At 63.4% G+C, this 17,171-nt stretch carries 12 protein-coding genes and 1 pseudogene; 4 read left to right on the top strand and 9 right to left on the bottom strand.

The window, feature by feature from the left end; translation table 11 throughout:
* Positions 1 to 2: 2 nt before the first annotated feature.
* Positions 3 to 860, bottom strand: coding sequence for a helix-turn-helix transcriptional regulator (locus tag JVH1_RS22205; RefSeq protein ID WP_009475718.1), 858 nt, complete (start codon positions 858 to 860; stop codon positions 3 to 5).
* Positions 861 to 1,005: 145 nt separating this feature from the next.
* Between JVH1_RS22205 and JVH1_RS22200 the strand changes: the two genes are divergently transcribed.
* Together JVH1_RS22200 and JVH1_RS22195 are read left to right on the top strand one after the other, a co-directional pair.
* Complete coding sequence (locus tag JVH1_RS22200; RefSeq protein WP_009475719.1) at positions 1,006 to 2,004, top strand: SDR family oxidoreductase; 999 nt, start codon at positions 1,006 to 1,008, stop codon at positions 2,002 to 2,004.
* A 326-nt stretch (positions 2,005 to 2,330) separates the two neighbouring features.
* Positions 2,331 to 2,873 carry a hypothetical protein gene (locus JVH1_RS22195; RefSeq protein ID WP_009475720.1) on the top strand — a complete coding sequence of 181 codons (543 nt, stop codon included), beginning with the start codon at positions 2,331 to 2,333 and terminating at the stop codon, positions 2,871 to 2,873.
* Between the two features lie 24 nt (positions 2,874 to 2,897).
* Here the strand turns inward: JVH1_RS22195 and JVH1_RS22190 are convergent, their stop codons facing one another.
* Positions 2,898 to 3,374 carry an SRPBCC family protein gene (locus JVH1_RS22190; RefSeq protein ID WP_009475721.1) on the bottom strand — a complete coding sequence of 159 codons (477 nt, stop codon included), beginning with the start codon at positions 3,372 to 3,374 and terminating at the stop codon, positions 2,898 to 2,900.
* A gap of 210 nt (positions 3,375 to 3,584) precedes the next feature.
* On the opposite strand from JVH1_RS22190, the gene JVH1_RS22185 reads away from it, so the two are divergent.
* Positions 3,585 to 3,956, top strand: a complete 372-nt coding sequence (locus tag JVH1_RS22185) for a hypothetical protein (RefSeq protein WP_009475723.1) — start codon at positions 3,585 to 3,587, stop codon at positions 3,954 to 3,956.
* A gap of 702 nt (positions 3,957 to 4,658) precedes the next feature.
* The gene (locus tag JVH1_RS22180; RefSeq protein ID WP_009475725.1) at positions 4,659 to 7,949 is read left to right on the top strand and encodes a protein kinase; all 3,291 of its coding nucleotides are present in this window, start codon (positions 4,659 to 4,661) and stop codon (positions 7,947 to 7,949) included.
* Between the two features lie 165 nt (positions 7,950 to 8,114).
* On the opposite strand, the pseudogene JVH1_RS22175 reads toward JVH1_RS22180, so the two are convergent.
* The 7 genes and pseudogenes from JVH1_RS22175 to JVH1_RS22145 all read right to left on the bottom strand — a co-directional run.
* Positions 8,115 to 8,391, bottom strand: a pseudogene (locus tag JVH1_RS22175) (transposase); the annotation flags it as partial.
* 353 nt (positions 8,392 to 8,744) lie between these two features.
* Positions 8,745 to 10,157, bottom strand: a complete 1,413-nt coding sequence (locus tag JVH1_RS22170) for an ammonium transporter (RefSeq protein WP_009475727.1) — start codon at positions 10,155 to 10,157, stop codon at positions 8,745 to 8,747.
* A 320-nt stretch (positions 10,158 to 10,477) separates the two neighbouring features.
* A complete protein-coding gene (locus JVH1_RS22165) occupies positions 10,478 to 11,890 on the bottom strand; it encodes an aldehyde dehydrogenase family protein (RefSeq protein ID WP_371113025.1) in 1,413 nt (470 codons plus the stop codon).
* A gap of 206 nt (positions 11,891 to 12,096) precedes the next feature.
* Positions 12,097 to 13,590 carry an aldehyde dehydrogenase gene (locus JVH1_RS22160; RefSeq protein WP_009480598.1) on the bottom strand — a complete coding sequence of 498 codons (1,494 nt, stop codon included), beginning with the start codon at positions 13,588 to 13,590 and terminating at the stop codon, positions 12,097 to 12,099.
* Between the two features lie 134 nt (positions 13,591 to 13,724).
* A complete protein-coding gene (locus tag JVH1_RS22155) occupies positions 13,725 to 14,804 on the bottom strand; it encodes an LLM class flavin-dependent oxidoreductase (protein ID WP_009480599.1) in 1,080 nt (359 codons plus the stop codon).
* 379 nt (positions 14,805 to 15,183) lie between these two features.
* Complete coding sequence (locus tag JVH1_RS22150; protein WP_009480601.1) at positions 15,184 to 15,579, bottom strand: RidA family protein; 396 nt, start codon at positions 15,577 to 15,579, stop codon at positions 15,184 to 15,186.
* A 29-nt stretch (positions 15,580 to 15,608) separates the two neighbouring features.
* On the bottom strand, positions 15,609 to 16,781 hold the full coding sequence (locus tag JVH1_RS22145) for an LLM class flavin-dependent oxidoreductase (RefSeq protein WP_043782889.1): 1,173 nt from the start codon (positions 16,779 to 16,781) through the stop codon (positions 15,609 to 15,611).
* Positions 16,782 to 17,171 lie beyond the last annotated feature (390 nt).

Here is a 17,171-nt window from a genome sequence, read left to right as displayed (position 1 = left end):
GGTCACGCGTTCGGGGGCGCCTGCGGGATGTGTCGGGGTCCGATGACGGAGAGAAGCTGTAGTTTTTCGTGGCTTTCGCTGCCGGGGATGTCGGTGTAGACGAGAAGGAGGTGCGACTGGTCGGGGTCGAGAAGTGTCTGGCAGGTCAGTTCCAGGGCACCGACCTCGGGGTGCATGTAGCGTTTGACGCCGTTGTAATGGATGCCGATTTCGTGTTCGTTCCAGACGGTGCGGAATTCTTCGTTGTGGGCGAGCAGCAGTTCCATGAGGTGAGCGGCCCGTGATCCGGGTCCGCGGAGCGTGACCATCGCGCGTAGTCCGGAGGCGAAGACGCGGGAGTGCAGCGCGTGGTCGTCGGGGTGGTAGAGCGCGCGGGTGGCCGGGTCGGTGAACCACCGGTAACCGATGCTGCGGGCAGGGCCGGTGTACCGGGTGGTGTCGCCGGTGAGAGCGACGCCGAGCGGGGTCTGCCGAAGTGTCTCGCCGAGCTCGGTGACGACCTCGGCGTGGGTGTCGGTGAGCCGGTCGAAGATGCGGAGCAGGCCGGGACTGATGTGTTCGCTGGTCGCGCCTCTCGCGGGTGGGTTGTGCCCGGCGAGGCGGAACAGGTGGTCGCGTTCGTCGAGGGACAGATGCAGCCCCTGCGCGGTCGAGGCGATCATCTGCTCGGACGGGTGCGGGCCGCGCTCCCGCTCGAGCCGGCTGTAGTAGTCGGCGGAGATGTGGCAGAGCGTGGCGACTTCTTCGCGGCGCAGACCAGCGGTTCTGCGCCGTTGCCCACGCGGGAGTCCGACGTCTTCAGGTTGAAGTGACTCTCGGCGGCGGCGCAGGAACTCGGCGAGCCCCGCTCGATCGATCACGACTGCTTCCTCCTTGCTTCCAGTTCTGGTTTCAGTCTGCCCTCGGTACCGGAGGGCTGCCTGGGATCGACAGGCCGTGGATGTCTCGGTGGATCGGGCGCAGCCTGAGACCACGTCCACATTGCAGAGAAAACAGGAGCAGGACATGACACGCACACGACCGGACATCACCGTCCCCGACCTCTCCGGGAAACTCGCCGTGGTCACCGGCGCAAGCGACGGCGTCGGACTGGGCCTGGCGGCGCGCCTCGCCGCCGCCGGCGCCGAGGTCGTCATGCCAGTCCGCAACCCTCGCAAGGGCGACGCGGCGGTCGCAAAGATCAAGCAGCAGCACCCGGAAGCGGCCGTGTCCCTGCGGGACCTCGACCTGTCGTCGCTGGGCTCGGTCGCCGCGCTGGGCGCCACGCTGCGCGACGAGAACCGTCCGATCCACATCCTCGTCAACAACGCCGGCGTGATGACACCCCCGGACCGGCAGACCACCACCGACGGGTTCGAGCTGCAATTCGGCAGCAATTACCTGGGGCACTTCGCGCTCGTCGCCGACCTACTACCCCTGCTGCGCGCGGGACACGCGCATGTGACCTCGCAGATCAGTGTCGCCGCGAACCAGCACGCCATCAACTGGGACGACCTGAACTGGGAACGGTCCTACCACGGCCAGCGCGCGTACAGCCAGTCCAAGATCGCGCTCGGCCTGTTCGGACTCGAGCTGGACCGGCGCAGCCAGGCAGGAGGCTGGTGGATCACCAGCAACCTTTCCCACCCCGGCATAGCGCCCACCAATCTCCTGGCCGCACGCCCCGAGGTCGGCCGCGCGCGAGACACCGCCGGCAGGCGCCTCATCCACGCACTCTCCCGCCGCGGCATCCTCGTCGGAACGGTAGAGACCGCACTGCTTCCGGCCCTGCTGGCCGCCACCTCACCGGACGCACGCGGCGCCCGCCTGTACGGTCCCAGCGGTCTCGGTCACCTGTCCGGCCCGCCCGCCGAACAGTCCGTCTACTCCCGGCTTCGCAGCGACGACGACGCCACACGCATCTGGCAGATCTCCGAGCACCTCACCCACACCTCCTTCCCGACCGGCGACAGCGTCCGTCCCCGCCTCGGATCGACAGGCCCTGACAACCGTCGACCGCGGTGAGCACCTCGCGGTCGCCCTCGGGGAGCCGCGCCGCCACAGTCATTCGTGGTGTTCCACGACACGCCGAGGCCCTGGGCGCCCCGAGCGAACGTGTATCCGGCTGCCAGATAGGCATTCTCGTTGCGTCGGTAGCCGCCGTCGATGTATCGGTTGTCGCCGATACCGCAGGGAGGGTCTGAGGGACTCAGCGGCTGGTTGCCGCGAATACAGCTGCGTGAGTGGCGGTCCAGTTTGCACGATTTGTAACAGATCCTGTCCCGCTGCCGAAATGGAATGGGGGGCGACGGACGTCTCAATTCTCGTGGTCACGAAGGAATGGAGCGCTGATGAACAAGCAGCTGGGACGACGGGTCTGTGCTGCGGCACTCACTGCTGTCGGACTGGGAACCGCGGTGGCGACCGGAGGAGGCGCTGTTGCGAGTGCTCAGCCCGCGCCACCGACATCGACGACGATGACGTGCTCGAGTGCGAATCCCCTCGTCTGGGCACCGCCGTTCACGTGGACCATCAACGCCGCGTCCGGGGAGTCGCTGCGACCGGGTGGGTCTGCACTGGAGCCGGCAATTCTGCTGAGCGGCGGCAACGAACTGCCGACGCCGCCCGGCGGTCTCATTCCGAGCATCGGCGTCAACTGGTACGGCACGCGGGCGTCGGTCGACTGGCACAACACGACAACCGGCGCGACCGGACACAGCGTCAGCGATGAGGCGGCCTGGCAGCAGAAACCCGGCATCCCGATCAACCGAACGTGGACGGGAACCGGGACGGTGGCGTTCACCGTGACCGTCCAGACCGGCGCGGGATGGTGGTTCGTCAATTCGCAGAACGCCGTTTGCCAGGGAACGATTTCCGTCGTGCCCGGTCGGTGACCTCGGACGCCCCTCGGCTACAGGTCAGGCGAGGGGCCGTTCGCCGTTCGCCTCGGCGAGTTCGGCAAGCCTGTCGACTGAGGCCAGAAGCATGTCCGACGTGGTGGCCCGGGCGCGCTCGAGGCGTTTCTCGTCGGTCAATCGCGACCAGTCGTAGGTATGCGTGACGCGGACGCTCGCCTCATCGACTCGGTCGAGTTCCCAACGCCACAGATGACCCGGCGGCTGATCGCCTTGCACCGAGGGCAGCCAGGCGATCAGGCGCCCCTCCTCGAATTCCACCACGTGGTTGTCGCGGATGCCGCCGTTGGTGAGCGTCATGGTGAACACGTCACCGACGGCGCGCACCCGCTGCCCGGCCGCGGCCTCGGCCAGATTGTCGTTGCCGTCCCACCGCGGCTGTTGCGCTGGGTCGGCAATCAGTTCGAAGACCGTCCGCGCCGGGGCCTCGATGATGCGGCTGGCAGTCACGACGGTGGGAATCCCATTCTCCTCGGTCATAACTCGATCAAACCATGACGAGTCGCCAGATCTCGAGCACCATGCCTCGTTGCGCATGCGGCAAGTCGATGTCGATCAGCGGACTCGTGCCGGCCGGCCTCGACGAGACGACACGGCAGTGCGGTTTCGTTCGGCTGCACGCTTCGTGCGGGTGGGCGACTGTAGCGTACGGATCCGGGCAATCCGGACAACCGAGGAAAGGGCACAACCATGCGCAATTTTCGACGTACGGCAGTGGCGGGAGCCATGATCGCGGGGCTGGCGGCCGCGGGGGCTGCAACGGCCTCCGCTGCTCCGTTCGGCTCTCTCGGCGACGGACCCGACCTCGTGATCACGCAGGCGAACGCCGAGGGTGTCAACGCATGCGCCGTGCGTGTCACGAACGAGGGCGACGGGACCGCCACCGGAGTCACGGTCCACACTCCGCTCGTTTACGAGAGCAGGAACCTCGGCACGCTCGCCCCCGGCGAATCGAAGATCGCCGAATACTTCGATTGCGGATTCTCGGAGCGCATCTTCTACTTCGCGACGACGAGCGGCGAAACGAATTGGGCCGACAACTTCCTGTACATCGAACTCTGAGCGCCGGGGTCGCCGGGAGCGCGGGCCCACGGCCTGGTCAGCTCCCGGAAACCGCGGATGTCTCCCTTGAATCCGGCTCTCCCCGTACAAGATAGAGGTCAGAGACCGTATCGGCTGCGCAAACGCATGACCCATGGTCGCCTGCGACGCGCCAGAGGACGTTCCCGACCAGTCACCCTCGTCGAACCTGGCACCACCCTGTTCGAGCCCGGCGGCACAACCCTCTACGGTCCCGCCCTCGCAACCGTCAGCTCCCAGCAGGTCGCCACCATCCACCAGGTCAACTACCCTTTCGAGCCCGACGACGGAGTGATCTCCCACCCACTCGATCCCGAAGTGCCCTGGATGTGGCCTACCACCGAGGCCGACGCACTCGTCCTGAGCCTCTACACCGGGCACCGCCTCGCTTGTCCAGACAATACGGCAAACGCCTTTTTCGATCGGTGGAGTAAGACCGGTTCAGGGCGAGGTTCGGAAATTGTCCCGGATGCTGTCCAGGAAGTCTCTGAGGCAACGCCGCGGCGTCCGGCCACCGCGATTGTTCGTGACGCGGCGATGCGTGACCGAGATGCTGCGAGGAATCGGTGGTTGTTCGCTCAAAGGCTCCGATCATGCGCGATATCCTTGGAGGACTCTGCAGAGGTGATTGAGGTGGCAGGTACGTTCGGGCGTTACGTGATGGATATGCCGACGGAGTGAGCCATGCCGCCGGCTGAGAACGATCCGTTGTCGACCCAACGCGACGAAGTGCACGTCGTCGCTACGGAGCTCCGAGACGCCGGATTCGACGACCCCCGAGAGATCGGCCGCGGCGGGTTCGGTGTCGTGTTCCGGTGTCGGCAGCGTTCCCTCGATCGCACGATTGCCGTGAAGGTGATGACCTCGGAACTGGAGGACGAGAACCGCGCCCGGTTTTTCCGGGAACAGCGGGCGATGGGACGACTCACCGGCAACCCCAACATCGTGAACGTGCTGCAGGTGGGCACCACGGGAAGTGGGCGGCCGTACCTGGTGATGCAATTCCATGCCCAGGGCTCACTGCAAGCATGGATTAGCCGTCAGGGTTCACTTCCACTGGACGAGGCTCTCCGGATCGGTATACGTATCGCCGGAGCATTGGAGAGCGCCCACCGGCTCGGGATCATTCACCGCGACGTCAAACCTGCGAACATCCTGCTCACCGACTATGCCGAGCCTGCCTTAACCGATTTCGGCATTGCACATATACCTGGCGGATTCACCACCACCAAGCGTGTAATCACCGGATCGCCCGCCTTCACCGCACCTGAAGTGTTGCGGGGGGACGAGCCGAGCGCGGCGTCCGACATCTACGGTCTCGGCGCCACCGTATTCTGCGCCCTCACTGGTCATGCCGCCTTCGAACGTCGCAGCGGAGAGAACGTGATCGCTCAGTTTCTGCGGGTCACGACCGATCCGGTCCCCGACCCACGGATCGCCGGAATCCCCGATGACGTCAGCACCGTTATCGAACGTGCAATGGCTGCCGAGCCACACCAGCGCCAGCCCACTGCTGCTGCGTTCGGTGACGAACTTAGGGGCATCCAGGCACGCTACGGCTTTCCGATGGATGTGATGGCGGTCCGCGTCGAAGCGGGAGGTGGGTCCGCCGGGTCGCATGCCGGCACGAGAGAGCATCGATCGCACTCCATGCCCGGTGTCGGCAAGTCCGCGCAGGGTGATCTTCCTCTGGAGTTGACCAGCTTCGTCGGTCGTCGTCACGAACTCGCTCAGGCACGACGACTGCTCGGGGTATCGCGCCTTGTCACCCTCACCGGTATCGGTGGGGTCGGCAAGACTCGGCTGGCGCTGCGTGTGGCGGCGAAGGTTCAGGCAGCGTTCACTGACGGTGTGCGGATCGTCAAGCTCGGTGCCGTCGAGGACGACTCGCTCGTCGTGGTCGTCGTCGCATCCGAACTCGGGCTACGCAATCAGACGGCGCGACCGCTCATCGAGATTCTGCAAGAGTTCCTAGGCTCGCAGAAGCTTCTTTTGGTGCTCGATAATTGTGAGCAAGTGCTGGAGAAAACGGCAGAAGTCGTCGACCAACTTCTGCACTTCTGCCCCAACCTCTACATCCTCGCCACCAGCCGCGAGCCACTGGGAATCAGCGGGGAAGCCGTTCTGCGCGTTCCACCACTCAGCGTCCCCATCGACAGCCGCCCGACGACACCGGAAGGCCTTCCCCAGTTCGACGCCGTAAGGTTGTTCGCCGACCGGGCCGCTGCTGCCGTCCCCACCTTCGCTCTGACCGAAGACAACACGGGCACGATCGCGCAGATCTGCCGGCAGCTGGACGGTCTGCCCCTCCCGATCGAGTTGGCGGCCGCACGATTGCGGGCGATGTCCCCCGAGCAGATTCGGGATCGACTGAGGGACCGCTACGAAGTGTTGTCCCGCGGGCACTGGGCCGGACCGCCGAGACAGAGAACGATGCGATTATGTATCGACTGGAGCTACGAGCTGTGCTCACCGCAGGAACGACTCGTGTGGTCCCGGTTGTCGGTGTTCGCGGGTCACTTCGAACTCACCGCGGCAGAGACTATCTGCGGTCGCGACATCTCGTCCGACGAGTTCCTGGACACGCTTACCTCTCTGGTGGACAAGTCGATCCTGATGCGGGAAGAGGTCGGCAGGGATGTGCGGTTCCGGATGCTCGAGATCCTGCGCGTCTACGGCAAAGAGAAGGCGCAGGCGTCGGGCGAACTTCAGCAACTGCGCCGTGAGCATCGAGAATGGTGTCGACAGCTGTCCGCTGGCGCAGCGGCCGATTGGATCAGCCCCCGTCAACTCGAGTGGATCACGCAACTGACCCGTGAGCAGTCGAACCTACGTGAGGCAATGGAGTTTTCGGTGGGCGACGCCCCCGAAAAGGGTCTCGATATCGCCTCTTCTCTATTCGCGTTCTGGTTCTCCCACAGCCTGTTCAACGAGGGCAGATACTGGCTCGGCCGTCTACTGGCGTGCGAGGCAGGGCAGCATCCCGCCACCAGGATCAAAGCGCTCTACGCTGCGAGCTCGCTTGCCGCGGTGCAGCGAGACTTCGACACTGCGTCGACCCTGATGGAGGAGGCACGCTCGCTGGCCGAGGAAACGACAACCCCCGTTGTCCACATTTTTCTCGCCCGCACCGAAGGCGTGGTCGGAGTCTACAAGGGCGACCTCACTCCTGCGTGCGCCGAACTCGAAAAGGCGCGCGTCGCATTGGCCACCGATCATGATCTCACACAGCATGTTTGGATCCTCGTGATGCTAGGTGTGGGTTACGATCTGCTCGGAGAGTCTAATCAGGCGATCGCGTGTTTCAACGATGCTCTTTCCATTACGGAAGCTCACGACGAGACCATGTACCGGTCGTACACCCTGTGGGCGATGGGCGTGGCCATCATGCGCCGAGGCGAGTTGGAACGGGCGAGCAGGCTTCTGAAAGAAGCGTTGGTACTGATTCGACGTGTGGACGACCGCCTGGCCGCGGCGGTGTGCCTCGAGGCGCTCGCGTGGACAGCGGGCAAGGAGCGACAGTTTCAACGATCCGCCATACTTTTGGGCGCCGCGGCGAACTTCGCACATTCCGTCGGGAGTAGCCCACTGCTGTTCACCGCCCTCAACGAGCAACACGATCGATGTGTGACCGACGCCTCTCGCGAACTCGGCACCAGCGCCTTCAGCGCAGCTCGTAGCAAGGGCAGCCAGTTCGACACGGATGGCGCAATCACCTACGCGCTCGAGGGGGAGGCTGTGGAGTCCTCACAACGACCGCACTCGTCACAATCCGGCCAGCCGTCTGTCCGGTTGACCAACCGTGAACGCGAAGTCGCTGCGCTCGTCGCCGAGGGGCTAACCAATCGTCAGATCGCGACCAGACTGACCATATCGCCGCGGACCGCACAGGGTCATGTGGAACACCTCCTCACCAAACTCGGATTCAACTCGCGCGCTCAGATCGCGGCATGGTTCGTGACCGAGAACGCGTGAGCGTGTTGTAGTGGTGAAGGTTCGGTCTCCGCCCTCGAGGTCGCGCCCATGCGACGAGGCTGGCACCGGAAGCATTCCTCGTCGTAGCTTCACGCGGATTGTGCACGAACTGGCTCCAAGTCTCACCAGCGCGTCGTAGCCCACGAAGGCCATCACGTGACTCTTCGAAAGCCCGTCTCGAGTCACTCGACGAGGGACCGCGAGGGGGACCGCGTACACCGGGTACCCGGCCGCCCTCAGCGCCTGCACCCACAGGCCGCGGTCGGTTTCGATGCCGACCACGACCGGCCCTGCCTCTTCGGCGTTGGCGGCTACCAGTTCGTGCAGTTCACGGATGTCGGCCTGCCCTTCCGGCAGCCGACGCGACGACAGCCGCCGGTCGACGTCATCCATCAGGTGCACGTCGTGATGTCTTCGCCCAGTCGTCGCCGACGAAGATCATCGATCGCCTCCGTCAGTTCTCTTAAAATGGGTGAAACCTGTTCGAGCCCAGAGTCGCCCGACGGCAACTATTGGATCATGCTCACACGGCACGCCACCCCATCAGCGCTACAGGCAACCTCACCGACTAGCAATCGACGCTCACTCCGGACGCGAACAGTGCTCACCGGCCGGCGGCTCAGTAATCAGCTTCCCCCGGACGGTCCGTGACCTGTCGAAGGCTCCCTGATCAACTTCCATCAGGCGCGCTGAACAGTACCGGAGCAGGAATGAACGCGTCGTGCTGGCGATCTGTTGGCGATCCCAACTCGCATCCAGGTGACGCGTTCATTCTGCTCCGGCGAATGAATAGTTCTAGCGTGCCGTCAAGGCACTTAAGCTGACCTCGGCAGCCGGTTCCTCGGATACGTCAGCCTGTTGTAGCCCCGCAGGTGTCCGGTCAGGATATGCGACCTCACCAATGACTGTGCGATCCAGTTTCGCCTCGAGGCCTTCATCGACTCGCCCGTCACGCAGCCCGATGGTCTTCTCGACCACGAAGACCACGAGAAGCGCCGACGCGAGACCGAGCACCAGGAAAACGATAACTCTGTACAATTGATGTCCGATGTTGATCGAGGCGTGCTGGAAGGCATACTCACCCTGCGCAATTCCAAAGTAGCCACCCTGCTTGACGCCACCTGCCAACACCGCGGCCATCAAAGCGCTGTAGATTCCCGGGCCCAGCGTAAGTGGTACAACTTTGACGTCGTCCAGCCGGAGCCTGATCATCAGCTTGTAACCGCCGAGCAGGATAAAGGGCGCAAACACGGCGGTCAGACCTGCCTGCCAGGGCTTGACGACGTCGATCAGCCCCGACACCGAGATCCAGCCGGCCACCGGTGACACCAAGAAGAAGTACGGGTGTTTCCCAATCTTCCAGACCAGCAGGCCGCCGATCGCCGAGGCCGCGAAGGCCATCATAAGATTCGTGACAATCAGCCCCATGCCGCTCTCGTTGAGGGTGATCCCGAAGTATCCGGATCCGGGTACCAGGTAACCGTTGGTAAGCGCATAGCCGCAGATTCCGGCAAGGAAGAGGACCATTCCGACCACTACATACAACATGTTGTGCGGGATCGCAGGCTCGGTCGCGGTGCCGTCGAAAACACCCACCCTTGGCCTGGCTCGCCACACCAATACGAGCGCCCAACACCCAAGCAATATATAGAAGAATGCACCGCCGAAGTCGTGGGTACCGGCGTTGGACAGCGGCCCGACAGAGCCGTAGACCAGGTACCCAGCGACCGGGATGACTACAGCCCCGAAGAGTAATGCGATCAACGCCAAGGAACTTGTTTTGACCCGTTCGATCACAGACCCGGCCAACAGCGCCGCGAAGAAGGCGGCGAAGAGAATGAAGAGCGCGTAAAAGGCCTGGAAGGAGTCAGCATTCGGCACGACCGCTGGGTCGAGATCCTGGGGTAGGGTGTTGATGCCCGCTCCTCCGAGCCACCACGACTTGATCGCCTGGCCGAGCGGATTTGCAACACCGAAAGCCTGGTTGAACTGCGTGACCCAGATGGCGAATCCGATCAGTGACATACCCGCCGCAGCAACGAATGCGGCGACAAGCTTTTGCGTCAACGTGTGCATCACGTTTCCTGCACGACTGAGGCCGGCGTCGAATAGAAGTATCCCGGCTATGGCCAGCAAGATGGCGATCAGCCCGATAATGTAGACCACCGTCGGAAACTGCGCCGCCATAGAAACTTGATCAAGGTACATTGGCATCCTTCTACCTGAGAGTGGAGTGGTAAGACGCGGTTGCCTCGTGATTCCATAAGAGATTCCTTGCCAAAGGAACCATCTATACAAATCAGGCGAGCCCTGTACGGCGTGCCGCCGTCAAATTTCTCACGATGTGTGAGACGTTTCTGAGCCTGTTCCCCCACTGGATGCGCGGTGACCTCGCGTGCAAAGATTACCGCGCAACTTCGTTTGATCTTGGATAGAGCGATTTTCGAGTGAGTTTCGTCGGCGACCGGACCGCGTCGATGACGACTGCGGAGTTCATGTCGCGCTCCCACTGGCTCGCCGCATAGTGCTCACCATCGGGTGACGACCAGCTTCTGATCGGTGAAGAAATCCAACGGCGCAGCACCACACACATGCAGGTCACCGTAGAACGAGGCACCGTACCCACCCATCGTCACATTCGCCGGCGGCGCCGGAAACGCATTGACACCCACATTGCCGGCCCGGATACCCCGCTCGAACTCCGCCGCCACCGCACCAGAGCTGGTGAACACCGCTGCAGCGTTACCGAACTCGGTATCATTCGACAACGCGATCGCCTCCACGAGCGTATCCACCCGATGCACATTGATCACCGGACCGAACAACTCCCGACCCTCCACCCCGTGCCGCGGATCCAAATCGGCCACGATCGTCGGCCCGATGAAATAGCCGTTCTCCGACCCCGCCCCACCCACCGGCTTCACATTCCGACCATCGAGGACGAACGTCGCACCCAGATCCTCCGCCTCCCCCAGCGCCGCCAGGATCCGCTCCTTGCTCTCGGCGCTGACGACCGGGCCCATCGTCACACCCTCGGCCATACCGTCACCGACCACCAACTGATCAGCCAACGCCACCACACGGTCCATCAGATCGCCGTAGACATCACCAACCACCACGACCCGACTCCCCGCCAGGCACCGCTGCCCCGCCATCCCATACGACGAGGACACGATCCCGGCCGCCGCCCTATCGAGATCCGCATCCGGGGCCACCACGATCGGATTCTTCGCACCACCATTGGCCTGCACCCGCTTCCCGGCCGCTGCCGCCGCCCCATAAATCGCCCGCGCCGTCGGCGACGACGTGATACACGAGACCGCCACCACCGACGGGTGGGCGATCAGGTGCTTGACCACATCCGCCCGGCCGTGCACCAAGTTCAGCACCCCATCCGGCAGACCCGACTGCTGCAGCAACCGAATCGCCGCGGTGGACGCGAGCGGATCCTGCTCGGACGCCTTGATGATCAACGCATTACCGGTCACCAGAGCCCACGCCGAGAACTGCACCGTGTTCATCACCGGGAAGTTCGACGGCGTCACCGCCACACACACCCCCAACGGCTCCCGCACCCGCCGCGCATCCACACCAGTGGTGACATTCACGGCGTCGCTGTGATACAGCATCGGAGCGGCAATCGCCGTCTCCAGGAAATCGACGGCCCGCCCCACCTCACCGCGCGCCTCATCCAACGTCTTACCCTGATCGATCGTGATCGTGCGCGCCAACGACTCGACATTGTCCTCGAGGATCACCTTCATCCGATACAAAAACCGCACCCGCTCCGACAACGGCCGCGAACCCCAGTCACCGAAGGCGCGAGACGCAGCCACCACAGCCGCCTCCGCATCCTCGATCGTCGCCGGAACCAACTCCGTAATCACCCGCCCCGTCGCAGGATTGAACACCTCGACGGCATCCGCTCCCGACCCCGGCACCCACCGACCACCAATCAAACACATAGCCGTCAAATCCACATCGCAGATTGTCACTATTCAAACCCTCACTACTCGAAAATCGTTGGTAGGTGCCGCCGACGACCGCGACCGGCAAGACCGACACCTGCGGGTCCTCGGTCAGACGTGGGCCGATACGGCCCCACACCGGCGCCACCGACGACTATGGAGCCATATGTGCCCGTGGTCTACGACAGATCGACGACGACTGTCTTGAGCTCGAGATATTCGTCGAGACTCTCCTTGCAGGTCTCCCGACCCAAACCCGACTGCTTGTGCCCACCGAACGGCAACGCCGCATCAACCGTCTGATAGCAGTTCACCCACACCTGACCCGCTTCGATTCCCGCGGCCACGCGGTGCGCGCGGCCGAGGTCCCGGGTCCACACCCCCGCACCGAGTCCGTAGTGCGAATCGTTGGCCAACGCCAGGACCTCGCCCTCGGTGTCGAACGGCACAATCGTCAGAACCGGACCGAAGATTTCCTCCCGCAAGACTTTCGAGTCCGAGCCGACGTTCGCCAAGACAGTGGGCTCGACGAAATAGCCTTCGCTCCCCCACGCAGAGCCGCCGGTGACGATCTCGGCTCCCTCGCTGCGGGCGAGTTCGATGAAACCGAGCACCCGGTCCCGGTGCTCCGCCGAAATCAGCGGACCCATCTGCGACGCCGCATCCAAGCCGCGGCCCAACCGGATGCTGTCAGCCGCCTCGACCAGCCCGTTGACCACATCCTGGAACACTGAGCGGTGCGCGTACAGACGCGACCCGGCGACACAACTCTCACCCTGGCAGGCGAAGATCGCCAGCGCGGCCGACGGAATCGCCTTCCCCAGATCGGCGTCGCCGAAGATGATATTCGGTGACTTCCCGCCCAGCTCGAGGGAGACGCGCTTGAGGTTGCCCGTGGCTGCCTTGATGATCGCCTTCCCTGTCGGACCCGAACCGGTGAAACTGATCTTGTTCACGTCCGGGTGCTCGACCAAGGCGGCCCCCACCGTCTCTCCGTATCCGGTGACATAGTTGAAGACACCCTCGGGGAAGCCGGCCTCCAGCACCAACTCCCCCAGCAGTGCGATCGACAGCGGAGTCTGCTCGGCCGGCTTGACAACCACCGTATTTCCCGTCGCGAGCGCCGGCGCAATCTTCTTGACCGCCATCATCAACGGGAGATTCCACGGCACGATGCACCCCACCACACCGAGGGGCTCGCGCAGCGTGTACGAGTGATAGGGGCCGCCGAAGTTCGTCGGAAACGACACCGGGATCGTGTCCCCGGTGATCTTGGTCGGCCATCCCGCGTAATACCGCAACACATCGACCGAGAACGCCACATCGACGTATCTGGCCTCGCCGATCGTCATCCCCGCATCCAGCGACTCCAACTCTGCGAACTCCTGCGCACGGTCCTCAATCAGATCCGCCAGCTTCCACAGCAGTCGGCCACGTTCCTGCGGAGTCAGCCGGCGCCACGGTCCGCGGAATGCTGCGCACGCAGCCGAGACCGCGCGGTCGACATCCTGGGCGTTCCCGGCCGGGACATGAGCAACGACCTCCCCGGTCGCGGGATCCTCCACCGCGATCGTTTCGGCAGTGGACGCGTCGACCCACTCGAAGCCGATCAGCATCCTCTCGGCCTTCTTGATGTTCGTCCTCAGTTCTTCACTGAGCAGCGTTGTGGACATGGTTCCATCCTCATCTTCATCGCATTAACAGGTTCTCGGCACTCTCCCAACGGAAGGTGCCGCCCTGGGCCGCCAGACAGCCTGGCCAGATCATGTGGCGGGCCCGTATTTGGGAGCTCGAGGCGCGGGAAAACTCAGGCGTTCTGCAGCGCCTGCACCGCGGTAAAGTTCTTCATCAGTGGGAACACCTCACGACCCATCCGCTTGATGTCCTCCACGTAGTCCGGGAAGATCAGCATGAATCCAGCGACGTCGAGTTCGGCCCACTCGTCGAGCTGGCGCGCGATACTCTCCGGGGAACCGGTGATGAAATCCGTCGAAAACTGCACGAATCCCTTGGCGTCGACCCCGGCGAGGATCTCTGAGGTGCCGCCCTTGGCGGAATCGGTGGATGCCTGCCCGATCATGTACTCCATCACGCCCCGATCCGGGCTGTCGATGTAGCTCTGCAGCTTTGCTTCCGCTTCCTCGTCGGTGTCAGCGAGGACAACACCCAATGCCACAAACGGCCGGATGGTCCGCCCCGCGTTCTCCATCTGCTCGTTGAACCTGCCCACGACCTCCTCGAGGGCGTCCACGCCTCCCCAGGCCAGGCGGAACGAGTAGTCGGCGTACTTCGTGGTGAATGCGATGGCGTCGTCCGAGGCGCCGGCACACACGATGTTCACGTGATTGTCTGGCTTCGGGCCCATCCGCAGATCGTCATACTGGAAGTGCTTACCCTTGAAGTTTGAGACGCCGCTCTCCCAGAGCTCGCGCACCACCTGGCAGTACTCACCCGCATACTCCCAACGGTAGTTGTTGTACTCATAGCCGGGCCACACATTCATGACCTCGAGCTCACGGGGGTGCCAGCCGCCGGGAACGATGTTGAGTGAGAAACGCCCCTCGCTGATCTGGTCGATCGTCACCGCCATCCGCGCCGCGATCGCCGGATGGATCGCCAGAATATTCACGGAGCCAATCAGCTTCATCGTCGTTGTGTCCCGGGCAAGGGCAGCCATCTGTGTCATCGACTCCAGTGCGTCGTCCCAAAACCCCGTCGTGCCACCGTGCCCGCGCAGCGCCGACAACGACAGGGCAAACGAGAACCCGTTTTCCTCACCCGCCTGGATGATCTCCCTCATGTGCGAGTACGTCGGCGAATACTGTGGAGCAGCCTCAGAAATGATGTAACCATTCCGAGCACTGGGAATGAAAATACCGAACTCCATCGCAGGTGTTCCTTTCTTTAGCGACCCGCCTTTTCACGGATCGGTCGAATAATGCGCGGAGCCTCTGATTCGAGGGCAATCCGACTAGGACAAGACTTCGGATTCGGGCGTCCTGGGCAGGACGGTGTCAGTAGAGACTGGGAGCCGTCATGTCGCGCCGTGGTCGTCGCAGAATCCTGTAGGAAGCATGAACAGCTTCAGCGTGCAGTTTGGGCACCGTGCTGACTTCGACGGCGGCCCTCATTCGGCGCGGGCGCTTCGTGTTTTGTGCAGATTTTGTCTGTTCCGGTCGAGCGGTCTCACCGATGACTTCGGGGTCGAGTTGTGCGTCGGTCGAAGACTTGTCGGTCGCACGGCCCGACATTTTCTTCGCGCGGTTCTACCGCTGGTTCCGTGGTCGGATCGCGACGGCGTCGATCTCGATGCGGCAGTCGCCGGCGATGCCGACGACGAGCGTCGTGCGCGCCGGGTACGGGCCTTCGCCGAAGACCTCGGTGTACGCGGTCCAGAACTCCTTGCGATACGAATCGTCGGCCAGGTAACACGTCGTCTTCACCACGTCCCCGAGCGTGCAGCCGACAGTCTCGAGGATCCCCTGGATCTCCTCCAGCGCGATCTTCGTCTCGTTCGCGACGGTGTCGGCCTCCGGCTTACGCGCCAGCGTCTCCAGATCCAGCGCCATGCCGCCGCAGAACACGTAGTCCTTGGTCGCCACACCTGGATTCATTCCGAATCGAGGGTAGGGAAGGTTGCCTGGGTTGAGGTATTCCGCCATGAGCATTCCTTCCGTGAGGGCTTCGTCGATCACTGCGCAGCCGCGAGGGTGGAGTCGAGCTTGCGCACCTCAGGCATGACCTCGGCCGCGAACAACTCGAGGGAACGATCCACCTCGTCATGTGCCACACCGGGAAAGCCCATCTGCAGCAACCAATTCTGAATGCCATGCGACCTGGTCAGCCGCGTCATCTTCTCGGTCACACTCGCCGCCGAGCCGATCATCAGGTGATCGCGCTCCATCAGCAGATCGAACGGATCCATCTCTTTGAACCGCGGATCTTCCGGATCCTCGTCGGCGTCGAGCCACACCCCGATGCCACGGACCCGGCATACGAACTCGAAGAACTCCACCACACTCGCCTCGGTGACCCGACGCGCCTGCTCATCGGTCTCGGCGATGTAGCACAGTCGCAGCACCCCGACATCCTCCCCCAGGTCCGGCGTCGCGCCGGTGACAGCCGCCTTCTCCTCCCGATAGAGGTCGAGCAGATTGCGCAGCACCTGACCGGTCGGATACCAGGTAATCGGCTTGAGACCCTTCTGCGCCGCACCACGGAACCCCTCCACCGACTCGGTCACCGCGAACAGCGGCGGCATCGGCTGTTGAAACGGCTGCGGCGTCATCCCGAACGCCTTCAGATAGCCCTGCTCGTCGACCCAGCCCTCCGGCATCGGCGCCCCCGGCGAGTGAATGAACTTCGTCCCCGGCTCCGGGAATGTGTAGCGCGGCCCCTTCCAACTGAACAGATCCTCCGTCCAGATCCTGCGGACGATCTCCAGGTTCTCCTCGAAGATCGCCCGGCTGTTGTCCGAGCCATTCCACCGACTCGCTGCAGGATTGAGGTTCATCACCTCGATCGGCAGGATCCCGCGACCGAACGCCACATCCAACCGGCCCTCGCTGAAATGATCGAGCAACGCCAGATCCTCCGCGACCCGCAACGGATGCCACAACGTCAGCGACACCGCAGCCATCCCGAACCGGATCCGGTTCGTCCGAGCGGCCAGATCCGTCGCTAGCATGATCGGATTCGGGCTCGCATCCGTCCCGTCGGTGTCGAAATGATGCTCACCCAACCAAATCCGGTCAAACCCCGACTCGTCCGCCATCACGGCATGACGCCGCGTCGCCTCCAGCACCTCATGCCAGGACAACTCGCCCGAACGATTCGTCAACGCATACAGCAGATCAATTTTCATTTTCACTCCAAGTTCATTGGCTCTCGCCCATATTTCGGACAAGGACCGCATTGCTGTCCAAGCCCGTACCCGACGGCTGACCTCGGGGGCCCAACCGTTCAGGTGATTCCCATCACATGAGAATCGCTGCAGCCACGCCTTGGTGCCAGCGGGAAATTACCTATCCGCTACCTATTGGCCGTACCCGCGTACTACGTAGGTGGGCATGGTGAGGATGGGTGCCGTGGTATGCCCAGGTCGCCGGCTGGTCGGCAGTGGCCACCCGCCCATGTCAGTTCTATGGTCCCTTCCTGGGACGCGGGCGCATGCGGGAAGATCGGGTGCGGTCTCTCACCGAGGTCGGTCATTCTTGGCGCCGGTAACCCCTGAATATCGGTTTGATCCGGGGAG

Origin of the sequence: Rhodococcus sp. JVH1 (genome assembly GCF_000280725.2) — a bacterium.
GTDB lineage: Bacteria > Actinomycetota > Actinomycetes > Mycobacteriales > Mycobacteriaceae > Rhodococcus_F > Rhodococcus_F jostii_A.
This window is presented reverse-complemented; position numbering and strand designations above follow the sequence as displayed.

What these genes read in the sequence shown, in the direction of transcription:
- JVH1_RS22200 (WP_009475719.1), top strand. Translation starts at nt 1,006, where the DNA reads ATGACACGCACACGACCGGACATCACCGTCCCCGACCTCTCCGGGAAA.
- JVH1_RS22195 (WP_009475720.1), top strand. Translation starts at nt 2,331, where the DNA reads ATGAACAAGCAGCTGGGACGACGGGTCTGTGCTGCGGCACTCACTGCT.
- JVH1_RS22190 (WP_009475721.1), bottom strand. Translation starts at nt 3,374, where the DNA reads ATGACCGAGGAGAATGGGATTCCCACCGTCGTGACTGCCAGCCGCATC.
- JVH1_RS22185 (WP_009475723.1), top strand. Translation starts at nt 3,585, where the DNA reads ATGCGCAATTTTCGACGTACGGCAGTGGCGGGAGCCATGATCGCGGGG.
- JVH1_RS22180 (WP_009475725.1), top strand. Translation starts at nt 4,659, where the DNA reads ATGCCGCCGGCTGAGAACGATCCGTTGTCGACCCAACGCGACGAAGTG.
- JVH1_RS22170 (WP_009475727.1), bottom strand. Translation starts at nt 10,157, where the DNA reads ATGTACCTTGATCAAGTTTCTATGGCGGCGCAGTTTCCGACGGTGGTC.
- JVH1_RS22160 (WP_009480598.1), bottom strand. Translation starts at nt 13,590, where the DNA reads ATGTCCACAACGCTGCTCAGTGAAGAACTGAGGACGAACATCAAGAAG.
- JVH1_RS22155 (WP_009480599.1), bottom strand. Translation starts at nt 14,804, where the DNA reads ATGGAGTTCGGTATTTTCATTCCCAGTGCTCGGAATGGTTACATCATT.
- JVH1_RS22150 (WP_009480601.1), bottom strand. Translation starts at nt 15,579, where the DNA reads ATGGCGGAATACCTCAACCCAGGCAACCTTCCCTACCCTCGATTCGGA.
- JVH1_RS22145 (WP_043782889.1), bottom strand. Translation starts at nt 16,781, where the DNA reads ATGAAAATTGATCTGCTGTATGCGTTGACGAATCGTTCGGGCGAGTTG.